This window comes from Micrococcus sp. ACRRV (assembly GCF_022346985.1).
GTDB lineage: Bacteria > Actinomycetota > Actinomycetes > Actinomycetales > Micrococcaceae > Micrococcus > Micrococcus porci.
Genome location: NZ_JAKRNH010000043.1, coordinates 1 through 18,405 on the forward strand (window position 1 = coordinate 1; position 18,405 = coordinate 18,405).

The 18,405-nt window shown below is 74.4% G+C and carries 19 protein-coding genes; 10 read left to right on the plus strand and 9 right to left on the minus strand.

Translation table 11 applies throughout. The features are described 5' to 3' along the window. Positions 1–1,261 (minus strand): cystathionine gamma-synthase (locus tag MHY29_RS06285; protein ID WP_239238985.1); only part of this gene is annotated, 1,261 nt, incomplete at its 3' end. A 1-nt stretch (position 1,262) separates the two neighbouring features. Then, positions 1,263–2,612: an O-acetylhomoserine aminocarboxypropyltransferase/cysteine synthase family protein gene (locus MHY29_RS06290; RefSeq protein ID WP_239238988.1), complete on the minus strand. Its 1,350-nt coding sequence runs from the start codon at positions 2,610–2,612 to the stop codon at positions 1,263–1,265. A 305-nt stretch (positions 2,613–2,917) separates the two neighbouring features. On the opposite strand from MHY29_RS06290, the gene MHY29_RS06295 reads away from it, so the two are divergent. From MHY29_RS06295 to MHY29_RS06325, 7 genes are all read left to right on the plus strand, one after another. After that, positions 2,918–3,439: a hypothetical protein gene (locus MHY29_RS06295; RefSeq protein WP_239238991.1), complete on the plus strand. Its 522-nt coding sequence runs from the start codon at positions 2,918–2,920 to the stop codon at positions 3,437–3,439. A gap of 45 nt (positions 3,440–3,484) precedes the next feature. Beyond that, positions 3,485–3,898, plus strand: a complete 414-nt coding sequence (locus MHY29_RS06300) for a VOC family protein (RefSeq protein WP_224356189.1) — start codon at positions 3,485–3,487, stop codon at positions 3,896–3,898. Positions 3,899–3,977: 79 nt separating this feature from the next. Further along, positions 3,978–4,490, plus strand: a complete 513-nt coding sequence (locus MHY29_RS06305; protein ID WP_239238994.1) for a GNAT family N-acetyltransferase — start codon at positions 3,978–3,980, stop codon at positions 4,488–4,490. A gap of 286 nt (positions 4,491–4,776) precedes the next feature. Continuing rightward, positions 4,777–4,986, plus strand: coding sequence for a hypothetical protein (locus MHY29_RS06310; RefSeq protein ID WP_239238997.1), 210 nt, complete (start codon positions 4,777–4,779; stop codon positions 4,984–4,986). Between the two features lie 56 nt (positions 4,987–5,042). Next, positions 5,043–5,204, plus strand: a complete 162-nt coding sequence (locus tag MHY29_RS06315) for a hypothetical protein (RefSeq protein WP_224356186.1) — start codon at positions 5,043–5,045, stop codon at positions 5,202–5,204. Positions 5,205–5,214: 10 nt separating this feature from the next. Then, positions 5,215–5,316 carry a DUF805 domain-containing protein gene (locus MHY29_RS06320; RefSeq protein WP_224356185.1) on the plus strand — a complete coding sequence of 34 codons (102 nt, stop codon included), beginning with the start codon at positions 5,215–5,217 and terminating at the stop codon, positions 5,314–5,316. 42 nt (positions 5,317–5,358) lie between these two features. Then, positions 5,359–5,742 carry a DUF805 domain-containing protein gene (locus MHY29_RS06325; protein WP_239239020.1) on the plus strand — a complete coding sequence of 128 codons (384 nt, stop codon included), beginning with the start codon at positions 5,359–5,361 and terminating at the stop codon, positions 5,740–5,742. 1 nt (position 5,743) lies between these two features. Here MHY29_RS06325 and MHY29_RS06330 read toward each other — a convergent pair whose 3' ends face one another. Beyond that, complete coding sequence (locus MHY29_RS06330; RefSeq protein WP_239239000.1) at positions 5,744–6,613, minus strand: hypothetical protein; 870 nt, start codon at positions 6,611–6,613, stop codon at positions 5,744–5,746. 337 nt (positions 6,614–6,950) lie between these two features. Between MHY29_RS06330 and MHY29_RS06335 the strand changes: the two genes are divergently transcribed. Both MHY29_RS06335 and MHY29_RS06340 read left to right on the plus strand, forming a co-directional pair. Beyond that, positions 6,951–8,318 carry an acyl-CoA dehydrogenase family protein gene (locus MHY29_RS06335; protein ID WP_239239002.1) on the plus strand — a complete coding sequence of 456 codons (1,368 nt, stop codon included), beginning with the start codon at positions 6,951–6,953 and terminating at the stop codon, positions 8,316–8,318. A 1-nt stretch (position 8,319) separates the two neighbouring features. Further along, the gene (locus tag MHY29_RS06340) at positions 8,320–9,615 is read left to right on the plus strand and encodes an acyl-CoA dehydrogenase family protein (protein WP_224356182.1); all 1,296 of its coding nucleotides are present in this window, start codon (positions 8,320–8,322) and stop codon (positions 9,613–9,615) included. Between the two features lie 277 nt (positions 9,616–9,892). On the opposite strand, the gene MHY29_RS12480 is transcribed toward MHY29_RS06340, so the two are convergent. Both MHY29_RS12480 and MHY29_RS06350 read right to left on the minus strand, forming a co-directional pair. Next, positions 9,893–12,793: a DEAD/DEAH box helicase gene (locus tag MHY29_RS12480; RefSeq protein WP_370643461.1), complete on the minus strand. Its 2,901-nt coding sequence runs from the start codon at positions 12,791–12,793 to the stop codon at positions 9,893–9,895. Continuing rightward, positions 12,682–13,329, minus strand: coding sequence for an SWIM zinc finger domain-containing protein (locus MHY29_RS06350; RefSeq protein ID WP_239239005.1), 648 nt, complete (start codon positions 13,327–13,329; stop codon positions 12,682–12,684). The genes MHY29_RS12480 and MHY29_RS06350 overlap by 112 nt, the downstream gene beginning before the upstream one ends. A 68-nt stretch (positions 13,330–13,397) precedes the next feature. On the opposite strand from MHY29_RS06350, the gene MHY29_RS06355 reads away from it, so the two are divergent. Further along, positions 13,398–15,095, plus strand: a complete 1,698-nt coding sequence (locus MHY29_RS06355; protein ID WP_239239008.1) for an SDR family oxidoreductase — start codon at positions 13,398–13,400, stop codon at positions 15,093–15,095. A 1-nt stretch (position 15,096) separates the two neighbouring features. On the opposite strand, the gene MHY29_RS06360 is transcribed toward MHY29_RS06355, so the two are convergent. Genes MHY29_RS06360 through crtI form a run of 4 tightly spaced genes read right to left on the minus strand, consistent with a single transcriptional unit; the run spans position 15,097 to position 18,291 of the window. Then, entirely contained in the window at positions 15,097–15,969 is an 873-nt protein-coding gene (locus MHY29_RS06360; RefSeq protein WP_239239011.1) for a prenyltransferase, read from the minus strand. Then, complete coding sequence (locus MHY29_RS06365; protein ID WP_239239014.1) at positions 15,966–16,271, minus strand: lycopene cyclase domain-containing protein; 306 nt, start codon at positions 16,269–16,271, stop codon at positions 15,966–15,968. Before MHY29_RS06365 ends, MHY29_RS06360 begins: the two co-directional genes overlap by 4 nt. Further along, on the minus strand, positions 16,268–16,618 hold the full coding sequence (locus MHY29_RS06370; RefSeq protein WP_239239017.1) for a lycopene cyclase domain-containing protein: 351 nt from the start codon (positions 16,616–16,618) through the stop codon (positions 16,268–16,270). Before MHY29_RS06370 ends, MHY29_RS06365 begins: the two co-directional genes overlap by 4 nt. Next, a complete protein-coding gene (gene crtI / locus MHY29_RS06375) occupies positions 16,618–18,291 on the minus strand; it encodes a phytoene desaturase family protein (RefSeq protein ID WP_239239026.1) in 1,674 nt (557 codons plus the stop codon). Before crtI ends, MHY29_RS06370 begins: the two co-directional genes overlap by 1 nt. Between the last annotated feature and the right edge of the window lie 114 nt (positions 18,292–18,405).

Here is an 18,405-nt window from a genome sequence, read left to right on the forward strand (position 1 = left end):
GGGCGGGACGGGGCACTGCGGACGACGACGGCGTCCCGCGGCCGGCGGCGACGCGTGCGGCGCATTCGAGGCCGGCCTCGAGGTCCGCCTGCAGGTCGGCCACGTCCTCGATGCCGACGGAGAGCCGGACCAGGTCCGTGGGGACGGCCAGGGGCGTGCCCCGCACGGAGGCGTGGGTCATCTCGGAGGAGTAACAGAGCAACGATTCGACCCCGCCGAGGCTGACCGAGAGCGCGAACAGCTCGGTGGCCTCAGCGAAGGCGCGGGCCGCGCCCTCTCCCCCGGCCAGCCGGATGGAGACCATGCCGCCGAAGCCGTCCATCTGCCGCGCGGCGAGGTCGTGGCCCGGGTGGTCGGGCAGCCCGGGGTAGAAGACCTGGGCGACCTCGGGGCGGCCCTGCAGCCAGCCCGCGAGCGCGGCGGCGTTGGCGCCGTGCCGGTCCATGCGCAGGCCGAGCGTCTTGAGGCCGCGGGCGGCGAGGTAGGAGTCCTGCGGGCCGGCGACCGCGCCGGCGGCGAACTGCTGGTAGGTCACCGCCTCGGCCAGTGCCCGGCCACGGAACTCGCGGTCGGCCACCACCACGGCCCCGCCGAGCACGTCCGAGTGCCCGCCGATGTACTTGGTGGTGGAGTGCACCACCACGTCCGCGCCGAGGTCGAGGGGCCGCTGGAGGTAGGGCGAGGCGAACGTGTTGTCCACGACCAGCAGCGCACCGACGTCGTGGGCGATCTGCGCCCAGGCGGCCAGGTCCGCGATGCCGAGCAGCGGGTTGGACGGCGTCTCCACCCACAGCAGCGCGGTGCGGCCGGGGCGGACGGCCGCGGCGACCGCCGTCGTGTCGGTGATGTCCACGGGGGTGTTGGACACGCCCCACGGCTCGAGGACGGTGGTGATGAGGCGGTGGGTGCCGCCGTAGCCGTCGCCGCCCAGCACGATGTGGTCGCCGGGGCGCAGCACGGCCCGCAGGAGGGCGTCCTCGGCGGCGAGCCCGGAGGCGAACGCGAACGCCCGGTCGCCGTGCTCGAGGGCGGCGAGCTGGGTCTCGAAGCCGTTCCGGGTCGGGTTGGAGCCGCGGCTGTACTCGTGCCCGGCGCGCAGCACGTTGATGCCGTCCTGCACGAAGGTGCTGGTCTGGTAGATCGGCGGCACCACGGCGCCGGTCAGCGGGTCGGGCTCCTGGCCGGCGTGCACGGCGGTGGTGGTGAAGCCGCGGACGGCGGGACGGGAGACGGAGCGGGTGGTGTGGTGGACGGCGGTCATCTCAGCGCACCTCCTGGGTGACGGCGGCGGTCTCGGGGACGGCGGGCGTGGCGGCGGGGACGGACGGCCCGGCGGCGGACACCACGGCCAGGGCACGGTCCAGGTCCGCGATCAGGTCGTCGGGACACTCCAGCCCGATGGAGAGCCGGACGGTGGTCTCGGCGATCCCGGCGGCCTCGCGCTGCTGCCGCGTCAGGCGACAGTGCGTCATGGTTGCCGGGTGGGAGACGAGGGACCGGGCGTCGCCGACGTTGACCACCAGCTGGAACAGCTCGAGCGCGTCGAGGAACGGGGCCACGGTCTCGGGGCCGCAGGCCAGGTCGAAGGAGAACACCGAGCCGACGCCGTCCGGGAAGTCGCGGGCGGCCAGCGCCGCGCTGGGATGCCCGGCCACGCCGGGGTGGTGCACCCGCGCGACCGCGGGGTGACCGGCCAGGTGTTCGGCCACGGCCAGGGCGGTGGCGGTGTGGCGGGCCACGCGCAGGTCGAGCGTCTCGAGCCCCTGGATGAACTGCGCCGCGCTCGCGGGGGCGAGGGTGGGGCCGAGGTCGTGCAGGAACTTGCTGCGGGCCAGCGTCAGGTAGGCGCCGCGGCCGTGCCGCTCGACCAGCGTCTGCCCGCCGTAGCGGGCCTTGGGCCGGGCCAGCTGCGGCCACCGGTCCGGCGCCGCGCCGTAGTCGAACGTGCCGCCGTCCACGATCGCGCCGCCGAGCACCGCGCCGTGCCCGCCGAGGAACTTGGTAGCCGAGTGCACGACGACGTCGGCGCCGTGCTCCAGTGGCCGGTAGAGGGCCGGCGTCGCGAGGGTGCTGTCCACCACCACGGGCACACCGGCCGCGTGGGCGAGGCCCGCGAGCGCGGGCAGGTCCGGGAGGGTGGCGAGCGGGTTGGTGATGGCCTCGAGGAAGAACGCGCGGGTGTCGGGCCGGACCGCGGCGGCCCACGCGGGCGGGTCCGCCGGGTCCGCGAAGGTGACCTCGATGCCGAAGTCCGCGAACGTGTCCGTCAGCAGGTCGACGGTGCCCCCGTAGAGCTGGCTGGAGGCGACCAGGTGCTTGCCGCCCTGCAGCAGCGCCAGCAGGGACAGCGCGACGGCGGCCTGGCCGGTGGCCGTGGCGATCGCGCCGATGCCGCCCTCCAGTGCGGCGAGGCGGTTCTCGAACACCGCGACGGTCGGGTTGCCCGTGCGGCTGTAGGTGAAGCCGGGGGTCTCGAGCCGGAACATCGATGCCGCCGTGGCGTGGTCCGGGAAACGGAACGCCGTGGTCTGGTGGATGGGCGGGACGACCGGCCGGTGGGGTGCGGCGGGCTCGTAGCCGGCGTGGACTTGTTGTGTGGCGTGACGGGGCATCTGCTCTCCTCCATCGGTCCTGGCGGTAGCACCGGACCTGCCGTTCCCGGGGGTCCGGGTGCGGCGGGCGGGTTGCTGCGGCGTCGTCGAGCCAGATCTCTCGGCCGCTCTGGATGGGTGGTGCACCCATCCCACGCGGCGGGCCGCCGCGAGTCCAGCGGACGGCCGGCTCGCGCGTCATATGAGCCGCCGCCGCGCCACGCGAGACCGGCCGGAGCCTCTCCGGGGCGCGGCGGGCCGGGGCAGACCCGTGTGACGAACCGTGAGGGCGGCGTCGGGGCGGTGCTGCAGGAGGTGGCGCACTCGTGGTGATCGACAGCGACACCGAACGCGGCCCTGACACTGGGACGCCCCCGCCGCCGGAAGGACGGGCGCGGTGGCTGGTCGCCTCCAACGCCCTCGACGCGGGGGGCCGGTCCGCCACGGACGTCGCCCTGGGCGAGCGCCGGTGCATCCTCCTCGGCTCGGTCGGCTGCGCCGTGGCCGTGGGGCTGCACCTGCTGGCCTACGCCGACCGCGCTCATGCCGGGCCGTGGCTGCTGGCCGGCGCCGCCCTCTGGGGGTTCATGGTCCTGCTCGGGAACATCACCCAGGCCGCCGTGACCGCCCGTGCCTGCCCCGAGGGCACGCTCGGGCGGGTCACCGCGATGCGCCGCACCCTCACCCGGGGCTCCGTGCCGCTGGCGACCCTCGCGGGAGGTGCGCTCGGGGCGACGCTCGGGGTCGGCTGGGCGCTCGCGGGGTGGCAGGTCCTGGCGGTGGTCTCGCTGGCCGCCGTCGTGCCGGCCGCGCGGTGGATGGATGCGGGGCTCGATGACGTCGACTGAGGCCGAGACGCTGACGCGGACACCGAGGTTGCTTAAGGTGTGGCCATGGTCAGCCGCCCCGTGCTCCAGCAGCCTGTGATCGACGCCGTCGACATCCGTTCCGTCGCGGACTTCTACCGCGAGCTCCTCGGTCTCCACTACCGCACGGGCGACGAGCTCGCGGACGGTCGCGAGCCGGACAGCGCGGACTGGCTCGTGCTGCTGGACGACGACGGCCGCCGCGTCCTGACATTCCAGCGCACCGAGGAACTGAAGCCCAGCACGTGGCCGTCACCCGAGGTGCCGATGCAGCTGCACCTGGATTTCACCGTGCCGGACCGCGATTCCCTCGACGCGGCCCACGACCACGCCCTGCGCCTGGGCGGGCGCCTCGTCCTGGACCGCTCCGACGACGAGGAGGAACCCCTGTACGTGTTCGCGGACCCGGCCGGCCACCCCTTCTGCGTCTTCGTGGGGTGAGCGCGGCGGACTGCGGGGGCGATTTCACGCGCATACCGAAGACAAGAAGCCGGTCCAGTGCCGTCGGTAAGGTCGTCGGATGATCCCGCAACCCACAGATCGACTCACGTTCCGGTGCATGACCGACGCTGACCTCGACGACATGTGCAGGCTCCTCGGAGACGCGGAGGTCATGCGCTACTACCCGCGAGCCAAGTCGCGCAACGAGGTGCAGCGGTGGATCAACTGGTCGAAGGACAACTACGCCACGCATGGGTTCGGCCTGTGGGTCATCGAACACCGGACCACCGGCGACTTCATCGGTGACTGCGGCCTGACCTGGCAGAACGTCGACGGCCAAGAGGTCCTCGAGGTCGGCTACCACGTCCTGCCAGAACGCCAGGGACAAGGACTGGCAACCGAGGGGGCCTCTGCCTGCCTGCGATACGGGTTCGAGACCCTCGACGCAACGATGGTCACCGCGATCATCAACCCCGACAACATGGCTTCCCGTCGCGTGGCCGAACGAATCGGCATGACCGTGTGGAAGAGCACGCGTGATCCCAGTGGAGCGCCGATCGTGGTCTACAGCAGCCACGGCCAAGAGGCCTGACGCACTGAACTGCCGCCATGGGTGCGTGCCCATTGAGGAGATACGCCCTGCGCCCAGCCGGCCAGGCGCTTCTGCGTCTTCGTGGTGTGGGCGGCCGGGCCCCGCGGCACGGCTCAGCGGTGACGGCGGCGGCTCAGCCCTCGAGCCGCTGGTCGAACTCCTCGTGGTCCAGCTGCCGGGGGATGCAGTCATCTTCAGGATACGGTGCCGTCCATGCATCTGGACCCGGCCGAGACGAACCGCCGCGCCTACGACGACGACCGCGCCGGACGCGGACGGTGTCGTCGTGCACCGCTGGCGCACCGAGTATCCGGACGAGGGCGTGGTCAGCGAGGGTGAGGAGCACCTGCAGTTCCGCTCCGTGGAGCAGGTGACCCAGGACCTTGCGGCGGCGGGGCTGGCGGTGGACCGCGTCTGGAGCGACTGGCGCGGCCGCCCGTTCGACGCGGCGGAGCACCCGTTGATGATCATCGAGGCCTGTCCACAGGGGGCCTGACCCGTCCACCCGCCATGGCAGGATGACGCATGTCACACGTGATGCGAGGGGGAACCATGACGGCCACGACCACGGCCCGCCCCATGCGGCCGACCCACCACGACGACGACCCGCCCGTCCGCGGGGTCGGCCACCTCCGGCACCCGGTGGTGTCGGGCGGGCTGATCGACGGGGCAATGGCGGCACAGGGGCTGCTGGCGTCCCCTCGGCAGGACTGAGGGCCGGACCATGACCATGCGTCAGGCCATCCGCCGCTACTACGCCGGCTACGCGCAGTTCAGCGGGCGCGCCTCCCGCGCCGACTTCTGGCTCGCGGCGCTCTGCGTGTGACTCCTGCAGACCGCCGTTCACTTCGTGTCCACCGCCCTGGACGTGTTCATCCTCGGCTCCCCGGACCTGTCCCTCCGGGGCGTGGCCGTCCTCCTGGTGGGGATCACGCACGCACTCCCCTCGCTCGCCCTGCTCGCCCGGCGCCTCCACGACGCCGGCTTCAGCCACGCGTGGCTGTTCCTCGGGCTGGTGCCGTTCGTCGGCCCGCTCACACTGCTCGTGTTCGCGCTCCAGCCGTCCGCAGCCTCCTCGGGCTTCACGGACTCCGGCTGGCCGGTGACCACGGCCATCTCGACCGGGGCGAAGTCCAGGTCCTTCTCCAGGACGGTCTCACCGGTCTCCAGGTCGACGGCCACGAGCTTCTGGGCCTCCGCGTCGGTGACCTCACCGGTCTCCTCGTCGATCACGTTGACCTCGCCGTCGTAGGTCAGCACGACCGCGGAGCCGTCCTCGGCGCGGCCGAGCGAGCGGAACCAGTAGGAGGAGCCGAGGTCCACGGTGGTGAGCTCATCGGTGCGGGTGTCGATGAGGGCGATCTCCGTGGGCCGCTCGACGGCCTCCTTCGGCTCCTCCTCGACCTTGTAGTCCCCAGGACGATGGGCGAGTCATGCAGCCCGAACAGGTTCCCGGAGCGCTGGTACTCGGTCTCGACGTCCACCTTGTGGAACTCGCCGTCCCGGTACACGACGGGCCCGTTCTCGCAGCCCATCACGACGACGTCGCCCGCCTCCGTCGGCTGGGCCGCAGCCTCGCCATGGCTGCCGGGGCAGTCGTCGGTCTCGGCCGTGACCTCGCCGGTCGTCGGGTCGACCACCTGGAGCGTGTTCCGGGAGTCCTCGGTGCCCTGCGTGGTGAAGAGGGTGCCGTCGGAGAGCTCGAGCGCCACGCCGTGGTGCGGGTCCTCGGCCTCGGCCTTCGTCATGACGGGCATGAGGTCCGGGGTCGCCTTGTCCAGGTGGGCCGAGTCGAAGGTGCGGATCGCGCCCGTGCCGTCCGCGAAGAGGGTGGTCCTGCCGTTGTGGGTGACGACGTGGCCGGGGTGCTCACCCGGGAACGTCACGCCGGTCATGCCGGGCGCGGACTCGTCGTTGTGGACGTGATCGCCGTGGGCCTTGGCCTGGATGCCGGTGGAGAACACCTCCCAGCCGTTCCCGGTGGTCACCAGGACGTCCTTGCCGTTGCCGGCGTTGCTCAGCCGCGTGAAGCCCGCGACGTCCTGCTCCTTCACCACCTCACCGGACTCGGCGTCGAGCAGCGTGAGCCCGTCCTCGTGGGAGAGCAGGATGCGCGGGGTCACCGCGGAGACCTCGGTGGTCCGGGTCGGGTCGACGCGGTCCTCCTCGGAGACGGAGGAGGCCGCCGTCGCCTCACCCGACGGCGACTCGGCGCCGTCCGAGGCGGCGGCGGGTGCCGACGTCGGGCCGGACGGGGCGGCGTCCGCGCCACAGGCCGTGAGCGCGATGGCCGCGGCGGCGAGGGTGACGGAGAAGGCGGCGGAAGCGGCTCGTCATCCCGACGGCGCCGACGGCGCGCCCCGTCGCGGGAACCGGCACGTGACGCCACCCGTCGGCGGGCTGGGACGGGCCCGGGGCGGATGCCTACGGTCGGCCCACCTGCCCACGGAAGGACCGCCCATGACCACTCCCGTCCTCGACCGTCCCGCACCGACCTCCGCCGCCGGCTCCCCCGATACCGCAGAACTCCGAGCCCGCTTCGCCCCCGTCTTCGCCCGGATCGCCGCGAACGAGGCCCGGCGGCGGGACACGGCCGTCCCGCCCCATGCCGCCGTGCGTCTGCTCGCCGAGACCGGCTTCACCGCCCTCCGGCTGCCGCGGGAGCGCGGCGGCTCCGGCGCGACCCTCACACAGCTCCTCGACCTGCTCGTGGACCTCTCCGCGGCCGACGCGAACCTCCCCCAGGCCCTCCACGGACACTTCATGTTCACGGAGCAGGTCGCCCGCGACGTCCACCCGCGTCTGACCGACTGGTGGTTGGACGAGGTGGCCGCCGGGAAGGTCTTCGCCAACGCACTCGTGGACCCGCCGGCCGCGACCGGCCTGCCGGGCGTCACGGCCCGCCGGGACCCGCGCGACCCGGAGGCGTTCCTGCTGACCGGCACGAAGCAGTACTCCACCGGCACCCTGCTGGCGGACTGGACCCTGGTCGCCGCCCACGACGACGCCGGGGCCCTGCAGCCCCTCGTCGTCGAGGTGGCCGGGCCGGGCGTCGAGGCCCGCGACGACTGGGACGGCATCGGCCAGCGCGGCACGGCCTCCGGCACCACCGTCTACACCGACGCGCCCGCCCCCGCCTGGCGCCGCGTCGACCTGGAGCGCCCCGCCGCCGCCCCCGGCTACCCGTTCCTGTGGCTCATCCTCGCGGCCACCCAGGCGGGCATCGCCCAGCGCGCGCTCGACGAATTCGCCGAGATCCTCCGCCGCCGCTCCCGCTCCTACCAGCACGCCGCGAGCGCCAGCCCCGCCCACGACCCGGTCCTGCAGCACCAGCTCGGCGCCGCCGCGGCGCAGGTCCGGGCGCTGCGCTCCGTGGTCCTCGGCGCGGTCCCCGCCCTCGAGGCGGCGTACACCGCCGCGGCCGGTGCGGCTCCCGCGATCGGCGCGGCCGCGACCGAGTCCCCGGACGACGGCGCCGCGGAGGCCTTCGAGGCCGCCCACACGGAGGCCTGGGTCGCCGCGGCCTCGGCGTCCTCCGTGGCGGCCGACCTGACGCTGCGGCTGACCTCCGACCTGTTCGAGACGGCCGGGGCGTCGGCGGTCGTCGCGGGCCCGGGACTGGACCGGCACTGGCGCAACGCGCGGGTGCTGGCCAGTCACACGCCCCTGCCGCACCGCCGCCGCCAGATCGGGGAGTGCCTGCTGCACGGCACCCCCGCCCCGCACAGCGCGGACGCGGTCGAGACCGCATCGTCCACCGACGCCGATCCGTCCCGCGACAGCGTCTCCCCGTCCCCCTCGACCCCCGCCGCCACGAAGGAGCAGTGAGATGACGACGACCACCGACCGCACCGACACGATCTCCCGTCCCGCCGACGTCGGGACCGCCGACTCGGGGGTGCCGACCACCGCGCACCCGGCCGACCGGCCCCAGTTCCTCGCCGCCCGCGCACGGCTGGCCCCCGTGTTCGCCTGGCTCGCCGAGACCGCCGCCGAGCGGGACCGTGAACGCGTGACCGATCGTGAGGCCACGGACCGCCTCGCCGCCGCCGGCTTCCCGGGGCTGCGCGTGCCCGAGGACGCGGGCGGGGCCGGCCTGACGTTCCCGGAGGCCGCGCGCCTGTACGTGGAGCTCGCCGAGGCCGACTCGAACGTGCTGCAGGCCCTGCGGGTGCACGTGGTGAACGTGGAGACGGTGCTCGGCTCGCCGGACGGGCCGCGCCGCGAGCGGTGGCTGCACCGCTTCGCCACGGGTGAGACGGTCGCGAACGCGACCACGGAGATCGGCAACCGCACCGGCCACTACGAGACCCGCCTGACGACGCGTCCGGACGGCTCGGCGGTGGTCAACGGTCGCAAGGCCTATTCCACCGGGACGCTGTACGCGGACTGGACGATCGTCGTCGTCGAGGACGAGGACGGTGCCGAGCGCGCGGCGACCGTGCGCTCGGACGCCCCGGGGGTGACCCTGCATGACGACTGGGACGGATTCGGTCAGCGGCTGTCCGCCTCGGGGACCACGGAGTTCACGGACGTGGTGGTGGATCCGGAGGAGCTCACGCCGGTGGGCCAGTCCCTGGACGACGGCTCGTCGATCTTCGCCTCGCAGGCGATCTTCCAGTTCGTCCACCTGGTGGGCCTGACGGGCATCGCCCGGGCCGTCGTGCGCGACGCGGCGGCCTATGTGGCCGGCCGTACGCGCGGCTTCTCCCACGGTGCGGCCCCGCGGCCCGGTGACGATCCGCAGGTGCTGCAGGTGGTGGGCGAGCTGGAGGCCGCCGCGTTCGGGGCGCAGGCGGCGCTCGACGCCGTCGTCGGGCCCCTGGACCGGGCGCTGCGGGCCGAGGCGGCGGGCGCGCCCCTGGCCGAGGCCGAGGTGGACGCGGTGTACACCGCCGTCTACGCCGCCCAGCAGGTGATCGCCCGGGCTGCCCTCGACGCGGCGACCCGCCTGTTCGAGGTGGGCGGGGCCTCCGCGACGCTGCGCACGCGCGGGCTGGACCGGCATTGGCGCAATGCGCGGGTGCTCGCCAGCCACAACCCGCTGATCTACCGCGCCCGACTGCTCGGCGACCGGGCCGTCAACGGCACGCCGCTCGAGCGCCACTACCGGCTGGGCGGCTGAGTCACCGGCCAGTGCGGCGCGCGGCGCAGCCTGTCAGGCCAGGCCACGCGCCGCATGCCAGGCGGCGATCCGCTCGAGCGCCTCGTGGACGGCGGTGCTGGAACGGGACGGGCGACGCATGGCCCGAGGCTACCCCCCGCTTTCGTTCGGGAAACGGCGCCCCGGGGACCACTTTCGTCGACGAAACGGGCGGGAGGGCCGCCGTCTCATCAACGAAAACGTCTCGACACGCGGCCGTTCCCCGAACGAAAACGTCCGGCCCGCCCCGCCGCGGCCCTCACTCCTCGGCGCCGAGCAGCTCCCGGATGTCGTCCGCCGTGAGGGAGTCGGTGAAGGCGCCGGCGCCGGAGTCGTCGGACTCGTCCATGAGCGCCCCGAACAGCTCGGCCTTGCGCTGCTGCAGCTCCAGCACCTTCTCCTCGATGGTCCCCTCGGAGACCATCCGGTAGACCATCACGGTCCGCTCCTGGCCGATGCGGTGCGCCCGGTCCACGGCCTGGTTCTCCGCCGCCGGGTTCCACCACGGGTCCATGAGGAACACGTAGTCCGCCTCCGTCAGCGTCAGGCCGAACCCGCCCGCCTTCAGGGAGATCAGGAACACGGGGGCGTCGCCCTCGCGGAAGTCCTGGATCACCTCGGCGCGGTTCCGGGTGGAGCCGTCCAGGTAGGCGTGCTCCACCTCCATCGCGTCCAGCTCCTCGGCGACCACCCGCAGGAAGGACGTGAACTGGCTGAACACGATCACCCGGTGCCCCTCGGCCAGCACCTCCTCGAGGTCGTCCAGGAACCGCTCCAGCTTGGAGGAGGGCACGGCCGCGTACTCGCGGTCCACGATCTGCGGGGCCAGCGCCAGCATGCGCAGCAGCGTCAGGGACTTGAAGATCGTGAACCGGTTGCCGTCCATGTCCCCGAGCAGGCCGAGGACCTTGCGGCGCTCGCGGGCCAGCACCCGGTCGTAGACCTTGCGGTGGGCGGCGTCGAGCTCCACGCGGAGCACCTGCTCCTGCTTGGGCGGCAGGTCCTTGGCCACGAGCTCTTTGGAGCGGCGCAGCATGAACGGGCGCACCCGTCGGCGCAGGGAGGCCATGCGCTCGGGGTGCTCCCCGGTCTCGATGGGGGTCACGTAGGTCTCGCGGAACCGGCGGTGGCTCGGGAACAGGCCCGGGACCACGACCTCCAGCAGCGCCCACAGGTCGCTGAGCGAGTTCTCCATGGGGGTGCCCGTGATGGCCAGTCGGAACGGCGCCCGCAGGTCCCGGGCCACCTGGTGCACCTTGGACGCGCGGTTCTTCAGGAACTGCGCCTCGTCCAGGACGATCCCGGCCCAGGACGCGTCCGCGTGCTGGGCGGCGTCGATCCGCAGCAGCGTGTAGGAGGTGACGACGACGTCGGCGCCCTCCGCCGCCTCCGTCACCGAAGTGCCCCGCTTGCGGGTGGTGGTGTCCAGGACGCGCACGTCCAGGCCGGGGGTGAACTTCGCGGCCTCGGACGCCCACACGGACAGCACCGACGACGGCGCCACCACCAGGAACGGCGGCCGGTCCGGGTGCTCGGCCCGGGCGTAGGCCATGAGCGCGAGGGTCTGGACGGTCTTGCCGAGGCCCATGTCGTCGGCCAGGATCCCGCCGAGGTCCTGGTCGTGGAGGAAGCGCAGCCAGCGCAGGCCGTCCTCCTGATAGGGCCGCAGCTCGGCCTTGAGCCCGGGCACCGCGGGGGCCTCGGGCAAGCGCTCCACGGCGGCCAGCCGCCCGACGGCGGCCGTCCACTCGGGGTCCTCCTCGGCCTCGTCGGCGAGCTCCCTGAGGTCCTCCCAGAAGCCCACCTGGTGGCGGGAGAGCGTGGTGTGCTCGGGCGTCCACTCCTGCAGGGCCGCCGCCTCGGAGAGCAGGGCGCGCAGCCGGTCGAACGCCGGGTGGTCCAGGCCCAGCCAGGTGCCGTCCTGGAGCATGAGCGTGGTCTTGCCGTGCACGAGCGCCGTGAACAGCTCCACGAACGGCAGCACGTGCCCGTCCACGGAGACCTGCACGCCGAGGTCGAACCAGTCGTTCTGCGCGGCCTTCGTGGACACCTCGATCCGCGGGGCAGCCTTCAGCTCCCGGTAGTCCGGGCGCTCGCCCGTGACGTCCACGCGGACGTGGTCCAGCCGCTGCAGCTGCGGCAGGACGGACTCGGAGAACCGGGCCGCGCCCACGCCCTCGAGCTCCTGCTCCTCCGCCCGCCCGACGCGCGGCCACACCTGGGCGGCCGCGCGCAGCACGGCCTCCTCGTGGCGGGGGTCCCGCAGACCGTCGTGGCCGAGGCCGAGCTCGCGGGGCGGGTCGAAGTACAGCCAGGACCAGCGCAGCACCAGCCGGTGGTCCGGACGGAAGTCCGCCTGCAGACGCAGCACGGGTGGCTCGAACTCGGGCAGCTCCACGGAGGCGTCCGCGCTGCCCACGTCCAGGGCGGCGCGCAGCCGCGGGTAGATCCGGCCTAGGAACTCCTCCCGGTCCGCGGCGGGCACGTGCACGGGCCGCCCGGCCAGCACCATCTCCTGGACCGGCTCCGGCACCCGACGCACGGCCGGCAGCAGGTGCAGGGTCCAGGTCCCGTCCTCCTCCTCGTCCGCCCGGTAGAACCCGATCGACCCGATCGCGTGGGTGTCCCGCAGCCGCTCCGCGTCCGGGCGCGCGGCGGCGTCGTCCGCGGGGGCGCCCTCCCCGGCGCCGCCGGCCGGGGCGAGGGACGGGGCGACCTCCAGGCCGCCGTCCGGGGCCGAGGCGACGTCCAGGCCCACCTCCACCGGCGCGTCCAGGACCACGTCCGCGAGGATCCCCTGCGGCACCAGCTCGACGCCGGCCTCCTGCGCCTCCGCGAGCAGCTGCCAGATCCGCGGCGAGTCAAAGGCGTGCAGGCCGAACCAGCCCTCCGTGGGGTAGGAGTCCTCCGCCTGCAGCTGCCGCCAGATCAGGCGCAGGGCGCGCTCCTGGGCGGGGTCGTACTCGGCGCGCGGGAACTGGAACGCCTTCCAGGTGAGCCCGCCCTTGATCCACGTGCCCTTGGCCCCGCGCTTGAGCGGGCGGACGATCACGTACAGCAGGCGGGCCTCCCGCAGGTGCTCCTCGCCGGCCGGGGCCGGGCCCCACTGGGCGAACGCGTTCCGGGAGGACTCCGCCACCAGCTCGAGGCCGATCGCCAGGTCCGGCGGCGGGGCCAGGCGGCGGGGGCCGCCGTCGAGCCCGGCGAGGGACTCCAGCACCCCGCGCCAGGGCAGGCCGGCCTCCGGGGCCGGCGCGTCCGGGCGGGCGCCGCCCCCGCCCGCTCCGGGGAGGGCAGGCGGTCCGCCGTGGTGACGCGGGAGGCGAGCTCCTCCCGGGCGGCGTGGCGGGCGGCGTCGGCGTGGCGGCGGGTGATCTCGTAGAGGGCGGCGGCCACGTGCTTGCAGTCCTCGCCCACGGGACACTGGCAGCGGCCGGCGGTGGGCTCCAGCAGGGGCTCGCCGTCCGGGCCGGTCTCCCCCGAGGGCTGCAGGCGCACGGCCTGCCGGTACGGCTGCGGCGCGGTCCCCCGCACGGCGGAGGTCAGGCGCAGGCGGGAGGCGTCGTAGGTCACCCGGAGCACGCCGCCCTCGGCCGCGATGTCGAAGCCGCGGTCCGCGCTCGTGGGGCCCACGAGGGCGCGGATCGCCTCGGTCCGCAGGTGCGGGAGGGGATCGCCGGAGACGCCAGGTGCCATAGGGGTCAGTCTTTCACGGCGTCGCCAGGACCTGCCGCGCCGTGCCCCTCCGTCCCTACCCTGGGCGCATGAGCACTCCCTCGACCCCCCGGGGCAGCGGCCTGACCAGCGCCGCCGCCTCCGGTGACACCCCTGCCGGGACCGGCGCCACCACTGCGAGCCTCTCCCCCCTCGGCCTCGCCCTCCCCGACGGCCACGACCGCCGCGTCCTCGTCACCGGCGCCACCGGATACGTCGGCGGCCGCCTCATCCCCGAGCTGCTCGCCGCCGGCTTCCGCGTCCGCGCGGGCGCACGGACCCCCCGCGACCTCGAGGACCGCCCGTGGTCGGACCGCGTGGAGGTCGTGGAGCTGGACCTGGAGAAGCCGGACCTCGTGAAGGCCGCCATGCAGGACGTGCACACCGCCCTCTATCTGGTGCACTCCATGGGCGGCGGCGGCGACTTCGTGGAGCAGGAGCAGAAGATCGCGGACATCGTGGCCACCGCCGCGGACGAGGCCGGGATCACCCAGCTCGTGTACCTCTCCGGCCTCCACCCGGCGGGCAAGCCCGTGGAGGAGCTGTCCGACCACATGCGCTCCCGCGCCCTCGTGGCCGAGCGCCTCGAGGCGGCCGCCACACCCGCGCTCACGTTCGAGGCCGGCGTCGTGATCGGCTCCGGATCGGCGTCCTTCGAGATGATCCGCCACCTCTCCGAGCGCCTGCCGATCATGCCCGGCCCGTCCCTGCTGAAGAACCGCGTGGAGCCGATCGCCGTCCGCGACGTCCTCCACTACCTCGTCCAGGCGTGCGCCCTGGAGGAGCCGGTGCAGCTGCGCGCGCAGATCGGCAACGGCCGCCCGCAGTCCTTCGCCAGCGTGCTCGTGGACTATGCGGAGGCCGCGGGGCTCTCGAAGCGCATCGTGATCCCCACGCCGCTGCCCCTGTCCCGGCTGGCGGGGCTGTGGATCGGCGTCGTCACCCCCATCCCCGTGAAGGTGGCCCTGCCACTGGCGGCCTCCCTCGCCGAGGACGCCGTCGTCGAGGACCATGCGATCCGCGACGTCATCCCCGACCCGGAGGGCGGCCTCACCTCCTACAAGGAGGCCGTGCGCCGCGCCCTGGCTGTGGAGAAGAACGGGCCCCTGGACGTCACCTTCGAGGCCGACGTCTACGCCTCCTCCGACCCCGCCGCCCCGCTGCCCTCGGATCCCGAGTGGGCCGGGCACACCGTGTACACGGACGACCGAGAGCGCGAGTCGGACCTGGCCCCGGAGGACGTGTGGCCGGTGATCGAGTCGATCGGCGGGCGCAACGGCTGGTACTCCACGCCGCTGCTGTGGAAGGTCCGCGGGTACATGGACAAGGTGGTCGGCGGCCCGGGCCTGATGCGCGGTCGCCGCGACCAGGACCACCTGCGCCGCGGCGACGCCGTGGACTGGTGGCGCGTGGAGGACGTGGAGCCGGGGCACCGGCTCACCCTGCGCGCGGAGATGAAGGCCGGCGGCCGGGCCTGGCTGCAGCTGACCACAGAGCCCCGCGAGCAGGGCGGCTCCGTGTACCGGCAGCGCGCGATCTTCATGCCCGACGGCCTCCTGGGCCGCGCCTACTGGACGGCGATCCTCCCGTTCCACGCGGTGGTGTTCCCGGAGATGGCCGCGAACATCCTGGCCGAGGCGGAGCGCCGGCGCACCGGCGGCGAGCGACGCCGCACCCGCGGGCTGGTCCGAGCCCTGGCCGACCGCCTGCCCCTGCGCCGCAACCCCCTGGACCGCCGGGCCGGCTGACTCAGCGGACCAGCGCCCACCAGATCAGCAGGAGGGTGACGAGGAACCCGGTGAGGTAGTTCAGCCAGAGGAAGGTGCGCCAGCCGCGGTGCGCCTCGCCGGACGTGGCGTCCGTGACGTGCCGGAAGCGCAGGGTGCTCAGCAGGTAGGGCGCAGCCAGCAGCGCGGCGAGGGGCCCGGGCCAGTCGGTGGGGAGCATGAGCAGCCCGGCCGCGGCGTAGAGGGCGGCGGCGGCCAGGACGGTGGGCCGGGCGCCGAGCACGGTGGCCACAGAGGCCAGCCCGCCCTCCCGGTCCGGGACCACGTCCTGCACGGCGCCGAACATCTGCGAGGCCATCCCCCAGAGGAAGAACCCGCCCAGCAGGGACCACAGGGCCGGGGTGAACTCTGCCCCGGCGAGCACCAGCCCGCACACGGCCGGGGAGACGAAGTGCGTGGACGAGGTCACCGCGTCCAGGAAGGGCCGCTCCTTGAAGCGCAGCCCAGCCCAGGAGTACGCCACCACGGCGAACAGGCTCACCGCCAGCACGGCGACGGCGGCCCACTCCCCCCGCAGCACGGACCAGCTGGCGAGCACGGCCGCGAACGGCGCCGGCGTCAGCGCGGACCAGGCGAGCACCCGGCGGCGGACGGCCGGATCCGCGAGCACCGAGCCCTCCACACCGCCCTTGCGCGGGTTGCGCAGGTCGGACTCGAAGTCGAAGACGTCGTTGATGCCGTACATCGCCAGGTTGTAGGGCACCAGGAAGAAGAACCCGCCGAGGGCCACGAGCCACCAGGGCAGCCCGCCGGTCAGCAGCACGGCCGCCAGGAACGGGTAGGCGGTGTTCACCCAGCTGACGGGGCGCGAGGCCCAGAAGAGCGTGCGGATCATCGGGTGCCTCCTCGCACCAGGGTCCAGAGCCCCCCGAGCAGGGCGACGCCCGCCAGCGGGTACAGGAAGTCCTCCACGGGGGCCAGCCCGATCCGGGCCCCGCTGATGTTGGCCTGCGTGTAGTCCACGATCCCGAGGCCGATGATCACCGAGTCGAACACCGCGGTGAGCACCACGAGCAGGGCCACGGCCAGGACCAGGCCGAGGCGGCGGCGGCGGTCCAGGCGACCGGTGAGCGCGGCCGCGAGCAGCACCGCCGCGGCGACCGCGAGGAAGGGCAGGCTGATGGTCAGGTAGGTCACGACGCCGTCGCCCCCTCGCCCCGTCCCGTGCGGCGGGCGCGCGCCCACGCCGTCAGCCGCGGCAGGCCCTCCACGTAGACGAGAGTCTGGTGGCAGAGGAACCAGAGGAACACGAGCTCCTCCACCGGCAGCTCGGGGGCCAGGAACAGCCCCACGGAGACGTCGTCGGCGCCGTGCCAGAACACGTCCGCGGCGATCCCGGTCAGGTCCCAGGCCAGGAAGAACGCCAGGCCGGCGGCCAGCACGGCCAGCGCCCGCCCCGGGGTCGCGGAGAACAGCGCGAGCCGCCAGCGGGCGTCGATGGCCAGGTAGCAGCCGCAGAGCAGCAGCAGCGCGGTGAGGTACATCAGCGCCCCGCCATCGCCGGCGCCCCGGGCGCGGCCCCGCCCGGGCGGACCCCGGAGACGGCGTCCCGGGCCAGCTCCGCAGAGATGAGGCACATGGGCACCCCGATCCCCGGTCGCACGGAGGAGCCGGCGTAGACGAGCCCTGCCACGCGCGGATCCCGCACCGGCGGGCGGAACAGCGCGGACTGGCGCAGCACGTGGCCCGGCCCCAGCAGGGAGCCGCGCCAGGCGTGGACGTCCGCGGTGAAGTCCGCCGGGCCCCAGGTGCGGCGCACCACGATCCGCTCGCCCAGGTCCGGGACGCCGGCCCAGCGGGCGAGCTGGGCCAGGGCGCGGTCGGCCACGGCCTCCACCTGCGCGTCCCCGGCGCGGTCCTCCTCCGGGGTGCGCACGCCGCCGCGGCCCCACTCGGGCACGGCGGGGGCGGGCACCAGCAGGAACAGGGACTCGTCCCCCTCCGGGGCCACGCCGGGGTCGGTCGCCGAGGTCATGGACACGTACAGGGAGGTCTCCTCCTGCAGGTCCTCGCCCTCGTCGATGCGCCGGAAGTTCTCGTCCCAGTCCTCCGTGAACAGGAGCGTGTGGTGCAGCAGCTCGGGCAGCCGCCCGCGCACGCCCACGCACACCAGCACCGCGGACGGGCCGGGGTCGCGGCGGTCCCAGGTGCGCTCGGCCACGCGCTGGTCCCCGGGGAGCAGCGCGGTCTGCACGTGGTGCAGGTCCGCGGCGGCCACGACGGCGTCCGCGTCCAGGCGGTGCGACCCGCCCTCGGCGTCGCGCCAGGACACCCCGCGCACGTGGCCGGAGCGACGCCGGCCGCCGGCGGGGGCGCGGGGCTCCCAGGGCCGGGGCGCCCCGTCGAGGAGGCGGGGCAGGCGACCGCGGGGACGGGGGTCGGAGACCACGTCGACGGCGGTGACCTCGGCAGCGGTGACGATCTCCACGCCCGCGGCCCGCACGAGCTCCGCCATGGCGTCCACGAGCGCGGCGAACCCGCCGATCGGGTACTGGACGCCGTCGGCGAGGTCCAGGTGGGACATCAGGTGGTACATGGCCGGCGCCTTCCCCGGGGACGTCCCCAGGAACACGGCAGGGTAGCCGAGCACGCGGCGCAGGCGGCCGTCCTCGAACCGGCGGGCCACGAAGCCGCGCAGGTCCCCCAGCAGCTGCGGTGCCAGGGCGGGCAGGGCCCGCAGCACGTCCGGACGGAGCAGCTCGGTGAGGTCCTGGAAGTCGGTGTAGAGGAACCGGCGCTTGGCCAGCGCGTAGATCCGTTCCGCCGAGTCCAGGTAGGCCGCCAGCCGGCCGCCGGCGCCGGGCTCGAGCTCCTCGGCCAGGGCCAGGGACTCCTCCCGCCCGGACACCACGTCCAGGGGCGCGCGGGCGCCGGGGGTCGACCCGTCACGGGGCGCGGCGGCGTCGTCGGCGGCGTGCTCCTGGAAGTACACGCGGTAGGCGGGGCTGAGCGCGCGCAGGTCCAGGGCCTCGTCCGCGGAGGTGCCCATGAGGCGGAACCAGCGGTCGATCACCTCCGGCATGAGGTACCAGGAGGGGCCGGTGTCGAAGGTGAAGCCCTCCGCAGACCAGCGGCCGGACCGGCCGCCGAGCACGGGGTTCTTCTCCAGCAGGGTGACCCGGTGGCCGTCCTGCGCCAGCAGGCCCGCGGTGGCCAGGCCGGCGAACCCGCCGCCGAGCTGGCCCGCCGCCGCGTGCGCGTGCCGGACCCGGTGAAGGCCCGGATCGCCGTCCGCGTGCTGGCCGCCTCCCCCGTGGGGATCGGCCGCCGC